This window comes from Alcanivorax limicola, assembly GCF_019931215.1.
Lineage (GTDB): Bacteria > Pseudomonadota > Gammaproteobacteria > Pseudomonadales > Alcanivoracaceae > Isoalcanivorax > Isoalcanivorax limicola.
In genome coordinates, this window is record NZ_JAIOUB010000002.1 from 730,646 (window position 1) to 744,981 (window position 14,336).

10 protein-coding genes are annotated in these 14,336 nt (G+C 60.7%); all 10 read left to right on the forward strand.

Features of this window, described 5'->3' with window-relative positions:
• Nucleotides 1–152 precede the first annotated feature (152 nt).
• The 10 genes from K8B33_RS09325 to K8B33_RS09370 all read left to right on the forward strand — a co-directional run bounded on the left by K8B33_RS09325 (nt 153) and on the right by K8B33_RS09370 (nt 14,333).
• The gene (locus K8B33_RS09325; protein ID WP_223425813.1) at nt 153–1,220 is read left to right on the forward strand and encodes a pilus assembly protein PilM; all 1,068 of its coding nucleotides are present in this window, start codon (nt 153–155) and stop codon (nt 1,218–1,220) included.
• Nucleotides 1,217–1,786: a PilN domain-containing protein gene (locus K8B33_RS09330; protein WP_223425814.1), complete on the forward strand. Its 570-nt coding sequence runs from the start codon at nt 1,217–1,219 to the stop codon at nt 1,784–1,786. Before K8B33_RS09325 ends, K8B33_RS09330 begins: the two co-directional genes overlap by 4 nt.
• On the forward strand, nt 1,783–2,451 hold the full coding sequence (gene pilO, locus K8B33_RS09335) for a type IV pilus inner membrane component PilO (protein ID WP_223425815.1): 669 nt from the start codon (nt 1,783–1,785) through the stop codon (nt 2,449–2,451). The genes K8B33_RS09330 and pilO overlap by 4 nt, the downstream gene beginning before the upstream one ends.
• Nucleotides 2,452–2,470: 19 nt before the next feature.
• On the forward strand, nt 2,471–3,010 hold the full coding sequence (locus tag K8B33_RS09340; RefSeq protein ID WP_223425816.1) for a pilus assembly protein PilP: 540 nt from the start codon (nt 2,471–2,473) through the stop codon (nt 3,008–3,010).
• A 19-nt stretch (nt 3,011–3,029) separates the two neighbouring features.
• The gene (gene pilQ / locus K8B33_RS09345; protein WP_223425818.1) at nt 3,030–5,135 is read left to right on the forward strand and encodes a type IV pilus secretin PilQ family protein; all 2,106 of its coding nucleotides are present in this window, start codon (nt 3,030–3,032) and stop codon (nt 5,133–5,135) included.
• 6 nt (nt 5,136–5,141) lie between these two features.
• Nucleotides 5,142–5,672 carry a shikimate kinase AroK gene (gene aroK, locus K8B33_RS09350; RefSeq protein WP_223425820.1) on the forward strand — a complete coding sequence of 177 codons (531 nt, stop codon included), beginning with the start codon at nt 5,142–5,144 and terminating at the stop codon, nt 5,670–5,672.
• Between the two features lie 83 nt (nt 5,673–5,755).
• Nucleotides 5,756–6,835, forward strand: coding sequence for a 3-dehydroquinate synthase (aroB, locus tag K8B33_RS09355; protein ID WP_223425822.1), 1,080 nt, complete (start codon nt 5,756–5,758; stop codon nt 6,833–6,835).
• Nucleotides 6,823–8,217: an SPOR domain-containing protein gene (locus tag K8B33_RS09360; protein ID WP_223425824.1), complete on the forward strand. Its 1,395-nt coding sequence runs from the start codon at nt 6,823–6,825 to the stop codon at nt 8,215–8,217. The genes aroB and K8B33_RS09360 overlap by 13 nt, the downstream gene beginning before the upstream one ends.
• Before the next feature lie 174 nt (nt 8,218–8,391).
• Nucleotides 8,392–12,855: a glutamate synthase large subunit gene (gltB, locus tag K8B33_RS09365; protein WP_223425825.1), complete on the forward strand. Its 4,464-nt coding sequence runs from the start codon at nt 8,392–8,394 to the stop codon at nt 12,853–12,855.
• Nucleotides 12,856–12,911: 56 nt separating this feature from the next.
• Complete coding sequence (locus tag K8B33_RS09370) at nt 12,912–14,333, forward strand: FAD-dependent oxidoreductase (RefSeq protein ID WP_223425826.1); 1,422 nt, start codon at nt 12,912–12,914, stop codon at nt 14,331–14,333.
• Nucleotides 14,334–14,336: the final 3 nt, after the last annotated feature.

Genomic DNA, 14,336 nt, shown 5'->3' on the forward strand with positions numbered 1-14,336 from the left:
CGTGAAGCGCGTCATTATACGCCCGTATGGCTGTTGTGATCTAACAGCCTTTCTGTTATTACTTAATTCTAAAGTGGTTAGACATAAATCCGCTGTAAGTGTATCTTTCTTCTGAAAAAACACTTTAATAATAACCAGTCGGGACAACTAAAGTGCTGCCTTTCCTAAGTAAAAAGGCCCAGAGGGTCCTGGGGATCGACATCAGTACAACGGCTGTGAAGCTCCTTGAGCTGTCTAAAAGCGGTGATCGTTACCGTGTTGACAGCTACGGAGTTGAGCCGTTGCCGGCCAATGCCGTGGTCGAAAAGAACGTCACTGACTCCGAAAGTGTCGGAGAAACAGTGGCGCGTCTGGTGTCGCGTGCCCGCCCGGGTACCAAGCTTGCCGCCGTGGCGGTGGCCGGTTCTGCCGTGATCACCAAGTTGATCGAGATGGACGCCTCCCTCAGTGAAGACGAGATGGAGAACCAGATCAAGGCGGAGGCGGATCAGTATATTCCGTTCCCTCTGGATGAGGTCCGTATGGACTTCTGCGTCATGGGGCAGACAGAGGACAACCCCGAACGGGTTGATGTCCTGCTGGCCGCCTCGCGCACCGAAATCGTGCAGCTGCGGGTGGATTGCCTCGAGATCGGCGGCCTCAAGGCGGGTGGCGTGGACGTGGAAGCCTACGCCATGGAGCGGGCTTACCAGCTGGTGCTGCCACACCTGCCGAATGCAGATGATCTGGAGACGGTGGCGATATTCGATGTCGGCGCCACTATGACCACGCTCAACGTGCTGCATCGGGGGCGCAACGTCTACACCCGGGAGCAGCTGTTCGGTGGCAAGCAGTTGACCGAGGAAATTCAGCGTCGCTACGGCATTTCGATGGAAGAGGCCGGGCTGGCGAAGAAAACCGGTGAGTTGCCGGATGACTACGAGTCTGAAGTGTTGCAGCCCTTCAAGGAAGCCGTGGTCCAGCAGATCAACAGATCCCTGCAGTTCTTCTATGGGTCCACTCAGTTCAATGAGGTGGATTACATCCTCCTCGCCGGGGGCTCGGCCTCGATTGCCGGGTTGCCAGAGCTGGTGCAGGAAAAGATCGGGGCAAGTTGCTCGGTGGCCAATCCCTTTGTGGACATGGCCATGGCGAGCAAAGTCAGTGCAGCCAGCATCGCCAATGATGCGCCGGCGCTGATGATTGCCTGCGGCCTGGCGCTGAGGAGCTTCGAAGAATGAGAACAACACATATCAACCTGCTCCCCTGGCGGGAGGAGCGTCGCAAGCAGCGCCAGGTGGAATTCATCGTTTTGCTGGTCGTCGCTGCCGCGGCGGCGGTGCTGGTGTGGATGTTCTGGCAGAGCAGCGTGCAGTCCGCGATCACCGACCAGAATGCCCGTAACCGCCATATCGAGAAGGAGATATCCGAGCTCGATCAACGTATCAGCGAGATTCAGGAGCTGGAACAGCGACGCTCGGAGCTGGTGGAGCGGATGCGCGTCATTCAGGAGCTGCAGGGCAATCGCCCGACCATCGTCTATGTGTTTGACGAGCTGGTGCGCAAGCTGCCGGATGGTGTCTATTTTACCGAAGTTCGTCGCGTGGGTGCGCTGTATACCATCACCGGTGTGGCGGAATCGAATAACCGCATATCGCGCCTCATGCGTAACCTCGGCGATTCGCCCTGGTTCACTGATCCCACACTGATCAGTGTGGCTGCGGTGGAGGCGAATTCCCAGGCGAACCGCTTTACGCTGACTGCCAGGCAGGGGTCTCCGCGCAGTGAGACGGAGGGCGAGAAATGAAAGCTGAAGATACCAACAAGTTCGATCTTCAGGAGCTGCTTGCAAAGCTGCAGGATCTGGATTTCGAGAATGTCGGCGGCTGGCCCACCCCGATCAAGATCGGCGCAGCGGTTATCGTCTTTGCCGTCGTCATCGGGCTGGGTTACATGTTCAGCATCACCGACCTGAACAACCAGCGCGATCGTGCCGAGAGCAGTGAAAGAACCTTGATGCAGCAGCTGGAACAGAAGGCGCATCGTGCGCATCATCTGGATCAGTATCGGGCCCAGCTGGCGGAGATGGAAGAAACCTTCGGGTCGCTCCTGCAACAATTGCCGCGCGAGACGGAAGTGCCGGGTCTGCTGGAAGACATCACGCATACCGGGCTCGGCAGTGGGCTGGAATTCGATCGCATCGAACTGGCCGCCGAAACCGAAAGGGAGTTCTATGCCGAGCTGCCGATCCAGATCATCGTGCGCGGGGATTACCATGGATTTGGTGCCTTCGTAAGTGGTGTGGCCGGTCTCCCGCGTATCGTGACGCTGCATGATTTCAGTATTGTGCCGGCCCAGCAGGGCAGCAATGAGCGTCTGTTGCGCATGAATGTGACCGCCAAGACCTATCGCTACGCGTCGAGTCCGTCATCGGCGCCAGCGCCGCAGGCCGACCAGCGCAGACGGCGCTAAGGGGGATAGAGATATGAGAATGAACTCTTTGCCCCGCATGGCGGGATGTCTGATGCTGCTGCTGGGTGCCGGTTTCGGGGTCAGCGGCTGCAGTAGCGGTGCGAATATTGCTGAACTGGATGCCAGGATTGCAGAGATCAAGGCGCGACCCCGTGGCAGGATTGATCCGCCGCCGGAGTTCGAGCCCATTGCAACCTTCGCTTACGGTGCCCACCAGCTGCGTGCACCGTTTACGCCTCCGGTTGATGAAACGCTCGCCACGGCTCCGCAGGGGCGCCAGGTGGACCCGGATCTGACGCGGCCGCGTGAGTACCTGGAGCGCTTCAGCCTGGACTCCCTGCGTATGGTTGGGACTATCACGCGCCCGGGTGCAGAGCTCGAGGCGTTGGTCGAGGATCCGTCTGGCGCGGTGAATCGGGTCAGGCTGGGTAACCACATGGGTAGAAACTTCGGTCGTGTCATCTCTGTGGATGAGACGCGGTTGGGCCTTATTGAAATTGTACCGGATGGGCATGATGGCTGGGTCGAGCGGCCGCGCGCCATTTCGCTGACGGAATAAAGATGCTGGGGAAGTCGTGATGAAAAGCTTGCGCGAAACAATAATAAGCGGACGAGTAATTGGTGCTCTGGCGCTGTCCGTGGTGGCGACCCTGGCCTCGGCTGCGGTGAATGCGGCAGTCTTGCAGGATGTCAGTTATACAACGTTGCCGGGTAACCGGGTCGAGGTGCGTCTGAACTTCGACGGCACGCCCCCGGAAAATCATAGCTACAGTATCGAGAAGCCGGCGCGTATTGCGCTGGATCTCATGGATACGCAAAGCGGTCTCAGTGAGCGGAACTTCAATCTTGGTATGGGTAATGCGCGCAGCATTACCGTGGTGGAAGCCCGTGATCGAACCCGGCTGATCGTCAATCTGGCGCAGCTGACCGGCTACAACATGGTGCAGGATGGCAATGATCTTGTGCTGCAGCTCGGGGTGGGTGACGCGGACCAGCCTGTGTTCGGTGATGAAGGCGGCCCGGCGGCCATTCGTGAAGCCCGTGAGAGTCGTCTGAGCCAGATTGATTTTCGTCGTGGCAGCGATGGTGACGGCCGCATTGTGGTAAATCTTTCGCGCTCAGCCACGCCCGTGGATGTGAAAGAGGAAGGTAACCGGATCGTGGCGCGTTTCGTCGGTGCGCAACTGCCCAGCGAGCTGCGCCGTCGTCTGGATGTCACGGATTTCGCCACCCCGGTGCAGTACGTTGACGCGCGCCAGGAAGGTGAGACCTCAGTGATCACCATCGAAGCCTCCGGCAACTGGGAGTATCTGGCGTATCAGGCAGACCGCGAGTTCAGCATCAGCGTCAAGCCCGTCACCCAGGCTGAAGAGTCCCGCCGCCGTCGCGATGCCTTCCAGTACACCGGGGAGAAGCTGTCCCTGAACTTCCAGGATATCGAGGTGCGCTCTGTACTGCAGCTGATAGCCGATTTCACCAGCCTGAACCTGGTGGCGTCCGATACCGTTACCGGCCGCATCACTCTGCGCTTGCAGAACGTTCCCTGGGACCAGGCGCTGGATCTGATCCTCAAGACCAAAGGCCTGGACAAGCGGCAGATCGGTAACGTCCTGCTGGTGGCCCCGGCAGACGAAATTGCTGCGCGCGAACAACTGGAGCTGGAGAGTCAGCGCCAGATCGAGTCCCTGGCGCCGCTGCGCAGTGAGTATGTGCGTGTCAATTATGCCCGTGCGACGGACATGGAAGCGTTGATTCGGGCGGAAGGGTCCCTGCTTTCGCCCCGCGGCTCGGTGACGGTGGACGAGCGCACCAATACGTTGATCCTTCAGGATACGGATCGCAAGCTGGACGAAATCCGCGAAGTGATCAGCACACTGGATATCGCCGTGCAGCAGGTACTGATCGAGGCGCGTGTGGTTATCGCAACCTCCGACCTGACCAATGAGCTGGGTGTGCGCTGGGGTGGTCTGGCATTCGAGGGCAATCGTCTGGCGCGGGATGGTCGCGCTTTCGTCGGCACCGGCCGGGCGCAGAACGCCCTCAACTTTGGCGTAGGCGTGTTCAACGCAGACGATATCGAAATCGAATCACCGCAAGAGCTGGTCGTCGATCTGGGTGTGCAGAGCTCGGAAGCCACGCGCTTTACCCTCGGGTTCGTCGATCTGGCGGCCGGCATCCTGGAGCTCGAGCTGTCTGCGCTGGCGGCTGAAGGTTATGGCGAACTCGTCGCCACTCCCAAGGTGCTCACGGCGGATCAGCAGCCCGCATTGATTGCATCCGGTAATCAGATCGGTTACCAGGAAGCGACCTCCAGCGGCGCGACAGCGGTGTCATTCATCGACGCAGAGTTGCGTCTGGAAGTGACTCCGCGGATTACGCCGGAAGGCCGTATCATCATGGATCTGAAGATCAACAATGACTCGGTCGGTGAGGTGATCGCCGGTATCCCCAGCATCAATACCAATCGCGTCGAAACCACCGTGCTGGTTAGTGATGGCGAAACAGTGGTGCTCGGTGGTATCTTCCAGCAACAGAAAACGGAAGGTGTGGTGAAAACTCCCTTCCTGGGTGATCTGCCATGGATCGGGCGCCTGTTCCGACGTGAATTCCGCAGTGACGGCAAGCAGGAACTGCTGATTTTCATTACGCCACGGCTGATGAGAGACACCTTTGCCAATAACTGAGGATCGATGGACCCAGCACTGCCCTCCGTATTCCTGATCGGACCCATGGGTGCCGGCAAAAGCACCCTGGGCCGATACCTCGGGCAGGTGCTTGGCCGCCCCTTCCATGATTCCGACAAGGTGATTGTCGATCGCACCGGCGCCGATATCCCCTGGATCTTCGATATGGAAGGCGAAGAGGGGTTTCGTCGCCGCGAGGCGGAAATCATCGACGAGCTTACCGCGTTGCCGGAAGTCGTGCTCGCCACGGGCGGCGGCGCAGTGCTGTGGGAGGCCAATCGGCGCCATCTTCATGATCGAGGGCGGGCCTTTTACCTCTACACCCCGGTAGAGGTGCAGGTGGCCCGCACCCGCCATGACCGCAATCGTCCCCTGCTGCAAACACCTGATCCGGAGCGCGTGCTCAGCGAACTGATGCGTGTGCGCGACCCCATCTATCGGCAGATCGCCCATCACGTCATCCCGACAACATCCGGCAATTTGCGCCGGGTGGCCGACCAGATTCTGCATTGTCTGGAACAGCCATTGCCCTCCTGATGTCACAGGCTGTGCCTGCGGGTATCATCCTCAATATCGCAGCGGAACACTCGCAGTGGAACAATGTCCGGCCCGGAGAATCCATGCAAAGCCTTGAAGTTGCCCTGGGGGCACGAAGTTATCCCATCTACATAGGTCAGGGCCTGCTGGATGGCGACCTGCTGCGCCAGCATGTGCGCGCCAGCCAGGTGCTGGTGGTGACCAACGAGACCGTCGCGCCGCTTTATTTGCAGCGCATCTGTGACAGCTTGCAGGGGCTGAACGTTGAAACCCTGATATTGCCGGACGGCGAGCAGTACAAGACCCTGGCGACGCTGGAAACCATTTTTGATGCCTTGTTGGCCGGGCACCACAGCCGCAGCACCACCCTGGTGGCGCTGGGTGGTGGTGTGATCGGCGATATGGTCGGCTTCGCTGCGGCCTGCTACCAGCGCGGCGTGGATTTCCTGCAGGTGCCGACCACGTTGCTGGCACAGGTGGATTCGTCGGTCGGCGGCAAGACCGCGGTCAATCATCCCCGTGGCAAGAACATGATCGGTGCCTTCCATCAGCCCAGAGCGGTACTGATTGATACCGAGGTGCTGCAGACACTGCCCGAGCGGCAGCTGAGTGCCGGGCTGGCGGAAGTCATCAAGTACGGGCTGATCCGCGACAAGGCCTTTCATGCCTGGCTCAACCGGCACATGGAAGGGTTGATGGCGCGGGAACCGGCGCTGCTGGCAGAGGCCATTCTGGTCAGTTGTCGCAACAAGGCTGACGTGGTTGCCGAGGACGAAACTGAACAGGGTAGCCGGGCACTGCTGAATCTGGGGCACACCTTCGGTCACGCGATAGAAACCGCCACGGGCTACAGTGAGTGGCTGCATGGTGAGGCGGTAGGGGCCGGCATGATGATGGCGGCAGAACTGTCTGCGGATCTGGGTTGGCTGCCGCAGGAGGCATTGGTTGATCTGGCACAGTTGCTGCAGCGTGCCAGGCTGCCCGTGGCACCACCGGCGGGCATGAAGCCCGCGGATTTCAGCAGCCTCATGGCCCACGACAAGAAGGTCGAGGACGGACGCTTGCGTCTGGTATTGCTGCGTGCCATCGGTCAGGCTGTGGTCACTGGGGATTTCGATAAACTGGCGTTGACGCGCCTGCTGGAGCGAATGTGTCATTCTTGAAATCGAACAGCGTGAACCGCAACGACCCTGACGACCTGGACCAGCAGGATGGCGTCTTCTATCGCGGCGCCGGCCGGGGCGACGCACTGGAGATTCTTTGCGACGCCGGGCTGCGTGGCGGCCTGGTGGCGCTGACTGGTCCGGCGGGCGCCGGGGTCTCCACGCTGCTCGGTGAAGCCGCCATGCGGCTGTTGGATCATGGCGCGGTGGTCCGCGTCGATGGCGCGCAAACGCCGTCCCGCAACGCGCTGTTGTCTGCGCTGCTGGGCTATTTTGGCGTGGCAAAAGAGGACTTTGCGGCCACCCTGGAGCGGGCGCTCGCCAGCGAACCGCTGATGCTGATTATCGATAATGGCGAGCAGCTGGGCGGCGAAGCCATTGCCACGCTGGGTGTGTTACGCGAGCGGCTGGGTGCCGGTTTTGCGGTGATCCTTGGCGGGTACCCGGAAATGGTAGCCCGCATTGAGGCGGCAGATCTGACGATTACCGATGATCTGCCCCTGCAGCCGCTGAGCGAGGATCAGGCCATCGAGTTTCTGGACGTCGTCGCTGGCGCGACGCTGTCAGAGGACGAGGTGGCGGCGCTGTTTGATGATGTGCTCGATGACGACCTGAATGATGACGCTGGCGTCTGGCCTGCTACCCTGCTGGCTGCCCTGCCACCACCGACGCTGCGCAGCAACAACCCGCTGGCCGATTTCCAGATGCCCTGGAAGCATCTGGCCGCGGTTGGCGGTCTGGCGCTGGTGCTGATTATTCTCTGGCCACGGGGTGACAAGGCGGATGAGGACGTGCGCAGCCTGGCTCTGCCGGTGCGCGAAGTGCCTCAGACCGTTACCGCAGACGCTCCGGCCCCCTCACCGGCAGGCGCTGTGAGCCAGTCCGGGGCACAAGAGCCGCAGGCTGCTCCCGCGCTGCCAGCGGAACAATCTCCTCAGGCTCAGCCTGAGCCCGAGCCCGAGCCTGAGCCTGAGCCAGCACCGGAACCTGAGCCGGATGTGCCAGAGACCGCGCCCGATGCGCCCACCGTGGTGCGCGCCGACCAGTCACCGGCCATGTCCGGGCTGGACGCCGAGCTGGGCTATCGCCGGGATGAGTGGTTACTCACTGCGCCTGCAGACCACTGGATGCTGCAAGTGACACTGGCGTCCAGCGAAGACAGCGCGCGTGCGCTGGCAGATCGCCTGGGCGTCGAGCGCAGCGCCTACTATCGTGCGCGGCGCAATGAGCGTAACGTGTTCATCGTGTTGTTCGGGCCTTTCGAATCCCGCACGGCAGCGACCGAGGGGCGCGGGCAACTGCCTGCTGATCTGGCCGCTGCCGGCCCTTTCCCGCGGCAGATTTCGACCATTCAGGACGAGATGGCCAGCCGCGCCGACTGATCCCCCGGGGTGGGCCTGGAGGTGTGAATCCGGCCCCATTTGTCGGCCATGGGTCCAGTGTGTAAAATGAGCGCCCTTTTGCCGTCGCCGCTCGCCGGGCGCAGATAACCTTCGTCTAAGTCTCTGATAAAGCGTCTCTGAGTAAGTCTCTGAATTTCAAGAGGAAAGGTTTTGATGCAGCAGAATTCAACGCTGGTGCGGGGTCTCTATGAGCCCGGAGAATTTCGCGACAACTGTGGCTTCGGTCTGATCGCTCATACCGAAGGCCGGGCAAGTCATGAGCTCCTGCAGACCGCAATCGAAGCACTGACATGCATGACCCACCGGGGTGGCATCAACGCTGATGGCAAGACCGGTGATGGCTGTGGTCTGTTGCTGAAAAAGCCGGACTCCTTCTTCCGCAAGGTCGCTGGCGAGTTGGGCATCGCGCTCACCGACAGCTATGGCGTGGGCATGCTCTTCCTGAGCCCGGACGCCGACAAGGCGGCCAGCCAGCGCGCCATCGTGGAAGAAGAGCTCAAGCGCCAGGACGTGACGGTGCTGGGCTGGCGTGATGTGCCCACCGACCCGGATTGCCTGGGCCCGATCGCCGTGCAGACCCTGCCGGGTTTCGCCCAGATCCTGGTTGGCGTCGACGGCCTCTCTGATGTCGAACTCAATCGTCGCCTGTTCTTTGCGCGCCGCCATGCGGAGCAGCGCATTGGTGTGGATGAGCACTTCTACGTCTGCTCGCTGTCCGCGTCTGTCGTCGCCTACAAAGGGCTGATGATGCCGGTGGACCTGCCGGCCTTTTACCCGGACCTCGGTGACGAGGCGATGGAAACCGCCATCGTTGTGTTCCACCAGCGCTTCTCCACCAACACCATGCCGCGCTGGCCGCTGGCTCAGCCGTTCCGCTATCTGGCACATAACGGCGAGATCAACACCATCCAGGGCAACCGCAACTGGTCTGTGGCGCGTACCCCCAAGTTCGTCAACGACCTGCTGCCCGGTCTGGATAAACTCGAACCGTTGGTCAACCGCACGGGCTCGGATTCCTCCAGCATGGACAACATGCTGGAGATTCTCGTTGCAGGCGGCATGGATCTGTTCCGCGCGGTGCGCATGATGGTGCCGCCGGCCTGGCAGAACGTGGAAACCATGGACGCGGATCTGCGCGCCTTCTACGAATACAACTCCATGCACATGGAGCCCTGGGATGGTCCTGCCGGGCTGGTCATTACCGATGGCCGGTATGCCGTGTGCATGCTGGACCGCAACGGCCTGCGTCCGTCGCGTTGGGTGATCACCCGCAACGGTTTCATTACCGTGTCCTCGGAAATCGGCGTCTACGGTTACGCGGCGGAAGATGTCGTGGCCAAAGGGCGTGTCGGGCCGGGCCAGATTCTGGCCGTGGATACCGAAACCGGCGAATTGCTGCACACCAACGACATCGACAGCAAGCTCAAGGTACGCCAGCCCTATCGCGAGTGGCTCAAGGGCAAGGGCCTGCGCATCGAGGCGGATTACGATACCGAAGTGGAGCGCATGGACGAGGTGCAGCCGAGCGAATTGCTGGCCTACCAGAAGCTGTTCCAGGTGACCTTCGAAGAGCGTGATCAGGTGCTGCGGCCGTTGGCGGAAGCTGGCCAGGAAGCCGTGGGCTCCATGGGCGACGATACGCCCATGGCCGTGCTGTCAAAGCGCGAACGCCCGGTCTATGACTACTTCCGGCAACAGTTTGCCCAGGTCACCAACCCGCCGATTGATCCGCTGCGCGAAGCCATCGTGATGTCGCTGGAAACCTGTATCGGCGCCGAGCGCAATGTGTTCGAGGAAGATGCGGCCCATGCGGATCGCGCGATTCTTTCCACGCCGATCCTGTCGCATTCGAAGTTTGCCAACCTGCTGCAGCTTGACCGTGAGGGTTACGCCCACGAACGTCTGTCGCTGCACTATGATCCTGCGGTGGGCCTGAAGCAGGCCGTTGTTGATCTGTGTGCGAAAGCTGAAGCGGCCGTGCGCGGCGGCAAAGTCCTCATGGTGCTGTCGGATTACGCCATCGAGCCGGGGCGCTTTACCATTCATGCGGCCATGGCCACCGGCGCCGTGCATCACCACCTGACCGCCAAAGGTCTGCGTTGTGATGCCAACATCATTGTGGAAACGGCAACGACCCGCGACCCCCACCATTTTGCTGTGCTGTTCGGTTTCGGCGCCACGGCGGTGTATCCGTATCTGGCCTATGACGTCATTGCCGATATGGTGCGCTCCGGCGAGCTGCTGGGCGATGCGGTGGAATTGCAGAAGAACTTCCGCAAGGGCATTAACAAAGGCTTGCTGAAAATCCTGTCGAAGATGGGCATTTCCACTATCGCCTCCTATCGTGGCGCCCAGCTGTTCGAAGCAGTGGGTGTGGCCCGTGAGGTCGTGGATCTGTGCTTCTGTGGCGTGCCCAGTCGTATTGGCGGCGCGGACTTCAGTGATTTCGAAAGTGATTTCCGCACGCTGGAAAGTGACGCCTGGAAGCAGCGCAAGCCGATCGATGCCGGCGGCGTGCTGAAATTCATTTACGGCAAGGAATATCACGCCTTCAATCCGGACGTGATCCACTCCCTGCACGAAGCCGTGAACTCCGGCGATTACGAGGCCTACAAGCGGTACGCTGAACTGGTCAACGACCGTCCGGTGGCCACGCTGCGTGATCTGCTGAAACTGCGCGACGATATTACGCCCGTGCAGCTGGATGACGTGGAACCCATCGAAAAGATTCTGCCGCGTTTCGATTCTGCCGGCATGTCGCTGGGTGCCCTGTCTCCGGAGGCGCATGAAGCGATTGCCACAGCGATGAACCGTCTGGGTGGGCGCTCCAATTCCGGCGAGGGTGGCGAAGATCCTGCCCGCTTCGGTACCGAGCGTGTGTCCAAGATCAAACAGATCGCGTCCGGCCGTTTCGGTGTGACACCGCATTACCTGGTCAATGCTGAAGTATTGCAGATCAAGGTGGCCCAGGGTGCCAAGCCTGGCGAAGGCGGGCAGCTGCCCGGCGGCAAGGTCAACGAACTGATCGCGCGTCTGCGTCATTCGGTGCCCGGTGTCACGCTGATTTCGCCGCCGCCACACCATGACATCTATTCCATCGAGGATCTGGCGCAGCTGATATTCGACCTCAAGCAGGTCAATCCGCAGGCGCAGGTGTCGGTCAAGCTGGTATCAGAGCCCGGTGTCGGCACCATCGCCGCTGGCGTTGCCAAAGCCTACGCCGACCTGATTACCATCTCCGGCTATGACGGCGGTACGGCGGCCAGCCCGCTGACATCCATCCGCTATGCCGGCTCGCCCTGGGAGCTGGGTCTGTCCGAGGCGCATCAGGCGCTGCGCAGCAATGATCTGCGCGACAAGATTCGCCTGCAGACTGACGGCGGCCTGAAGACCGGCCTGGATGTGGTGAAAGCCGCGATTCTGGGCGCTGAGTCCTTCGGCTTCGGCACCGTGCCCATGGTCGTACTGGGCTGCAAATACCTGCGCATCTGTCACCTGAACAACTGCGCCACCGGCGTGGCGACCCAGCGTGACGATCTGCGCAAGGAGCACTTTATCGGTGCGCCGGAAATGCTGATTCACTACTTCACCTTCGTGGCCACGGAAGTGCGTGAGCTGCTGGCGAAGCTGGGTGTCACCTCGCTGGCGGACCTGATTGGTCGTACCGATCTGCTCGCGATGCTGGAAGGCGAGACGGCCCGACAGAAAAAGCTGGATCTGCTGCCGATGCTGCGGAATGACGCGATTCCGGCGGACAAGCCCCAGTACTGTCAGGTGCACCGCAACGAGCCGTTCGATAAAGGCGAGCTGGCGGAGCAGATGGTGGCGGACATGCTGCCGGCCATCGAAAGCCGCAGTGGTGGTTCGTTCCATTACGACATCACCAACTGCAACCGCTCCATCGGTGCGCGTATTTCCGGTGAAATTGCACGGCGCTACGGCAATCTGGATATGAGCAATGCGCCCATCCGCGTGCGCTTCGTCGGCACCGCCGGCCAGAGCTTCGGCGTGTTCAATGCTGGTGGCCTGCATATGTACATCGAAGGTGATGCCAACGATTACGTCGGCAAAGGCATGGCGGGCGGCAAGCTGGTCATCCGGCCGCCGACCGGCAGCCCCTTCAAGAGCCAGGACACGTCGATCATCGGCAACACCTGCCTGTACGGTGCCACCGGCGGCAAGCTGTTTGCTGCGGGCTGCGCCGGTGAGCGCTTTGGTGTGCGTAACTCCGGTGCCCACGCGGTGGTGGAAGGTGCGGGCGACCATTGTTGCGAATACATGACCGGCGGCTGTGTCACCGTACTGGGCGACACCGGCTACAACTTCGGTGCCGGCATGACCGGTGGCTTTGCTTATGTGCTGGATCAGGACAATCAGTTCTTCGACCGCATCAACCCGGAGCTGATCGAGCTGCATCGCATCAGCACCGAGGCGACAGAAGCACACCGCAGCCATCTGCGCAGTGTGTTGCGGGAATATGTTGAGGAAACCGGCAGCGAGTGGGGCGGTTACATCCTCGATAACTTTGATGCCATGAGCCGCAAGTTCTGGCTGGTCAAGCCGAAAGCCGCCAGCCTCGAGAATCTGCTCAAGAGCACGCGTGCCAATCCGGCTTGAGTGCTCAGCGTGACGTGCTGTGCATGAGTACCGGGCCTGTGAAGAAGAGGTAGGAAATGGGTGAGCGTCTGAATAACAGCTTCCAGTTTCTGGATGTGCCGCGTCAGGATCCGAAGAAAAAGGCCCCTGAAGCGCGCAAGGAAAAGTACGAGGAGATCTACTACCCCTACGAAGTGCGGGAAGTGGAGAACCAGGCCCATCGCTGTCTGGCCTGTGGCAATCCGTATTGCGAGTGGAAGTGCCCGGTACACAACTATATTCCGAACTGGCTGAAGCTGATCTCCGAAGGCAACCTGATGGAAGCCGTGGAGCTGAGCCACCAGACCAATTCATTGCCGGAAGTCTGCGGCCGTGTTTGCCCCCAGGATCGTCTGTGCGAGGGTGCCTGCACCCTGAATGACGGTTTCGGTGCGGTGACCATTGGCGCCACCGAGAAATACATTACCGATACGGCGTTGGCCATGGGCTGGCGTCCGGACATGTCCAAAGTGGTGTGGACCGACAAGAAAGTCGCTGTGATCGGTGCGGGGCCTGCCGGTATTGGCTGTGCGGATGTGCTGGTGCGCAGTGGCGTCAAGCCGGTGGTGTTTGATCGCTACCCGGAAATCGGCGGCCTGCTGACCTTCGGCATTCCGGAATTCAAACTGGAAAAGCCGGTCATGGCCAAGCGCCGCGAAGTGTTCGAAGGCATGGGGATCGAATTCCGCCTGAACACGGAAGTGGGCAAGGACATCACCATTGATGAAATGCTGGAAGAGTTCGATGCCGTCTTCATGGGCATGGGCACCTACACGTATATGAAGGGTGGCTTCCCCGGTGAAGAGCTCAGCGGCGTGCATGAGGCGCTGCCTTTCCTGATTTCCAGTGCGAACCGTAACCTCGGTTTCGAGAAGGATGCGGCAGACTTTATTGATATGTCGGGTCAGCGGGTTGTCGTGCTGGGTGGTGGTGATACCGCCATGGATTGCAATCGCACTTCTATCCGTCAGCAGGCTGCGAGTGTGACCTGTGCATACCGTCGCGATGAAGAGAACATGCCCGGCTCACGCCGCGAAGTGGCCAACGCCCGCGAAGAGGGTGTGCAATTCCTGTTCAACCGTCAGCCCATCGAGATTGTCGGCGCGGACGGCAAGGTTACCGGCGTCAAGGTAGTGCAGACGCGCATGGGTGAGCCGGATGCCAATGGCCGCCGTCGTCCTGAGCCGGTGCCGGGTTCCGAAGAAGTGCTGCCCGCCGATGCTGTGATCATTGCATTCGGCTTCCGCCCCAGCCCGGCGGACTGGTTCGAAAGCAAACAGATCAATATGGATGAGTCCGGTCGCGTGCGCGCTGCCGAGCAACAACCGTTCCCGTTCCAGACCAGCAATGAAAAGATCTTTGCTGGTGGCGACATGGTGCGCGGGTCCGATCTGGTGGTTACCGCAATCTGGGAAGGTCGCGAAGCGGCCAAAGGCATCCTCGATTACCTGGGGGTGTAAGCG

Coding starts and splice junctions, on each gene's coding strand:
- K8B33_RS09330 (WP_223425814.1), top strand. CDS start 1,217: ATGAGAACAACACATATCAACCTGCTCCCCTGGCGGGAGGAGCGTCGC.
- pilO (WP_223425815.1), top strand. CDS start 1,783: ATGAAAGCTGAAGATACCAACAAGTTCGATCTTCAGGAGCTGCTTGCA.
- K8B33_RS09340 (WP_223425816.1), top strand. CDS start 2,471: ATGAACTCTTTGCCCCGCATGGCGGGATGTCTGATGCTGCTGCTGGGT.
- pilQ (WP_223425818.1), top strand. CDS start 3,030: ATGAAAAGCTTGCGCGAAACAATAATAAGCGGACGAGTAATTGGTGCT.
- aroK (WP_223425820.1), top strand. CDS start 5,142: ATGGACCCAGCACTGCCCTCCGTATTCCTGATCGGACCCATGGGTGCC.
- aroB (WP_223425822.1), top strand. CDS start 5,756: ATGCAAAGCCTTGAAGTTGCCCTGGGGGCACGAAGTTATCCCATCTAC.
- gltB (WP_223425825.1), top strand. CDS start 8,392: ATGCAGCAGAATTCAACGCTGGTGCGGGGTCTCTATGAGCCCGGAGAA.
- K8B33_RS09370 (WP_223425826.1), top strand. CDS start 12,912: ATGGGTGAGCGTCTGAATAACAGCTTCCAGTTTCTGGATGTGCCGCGT.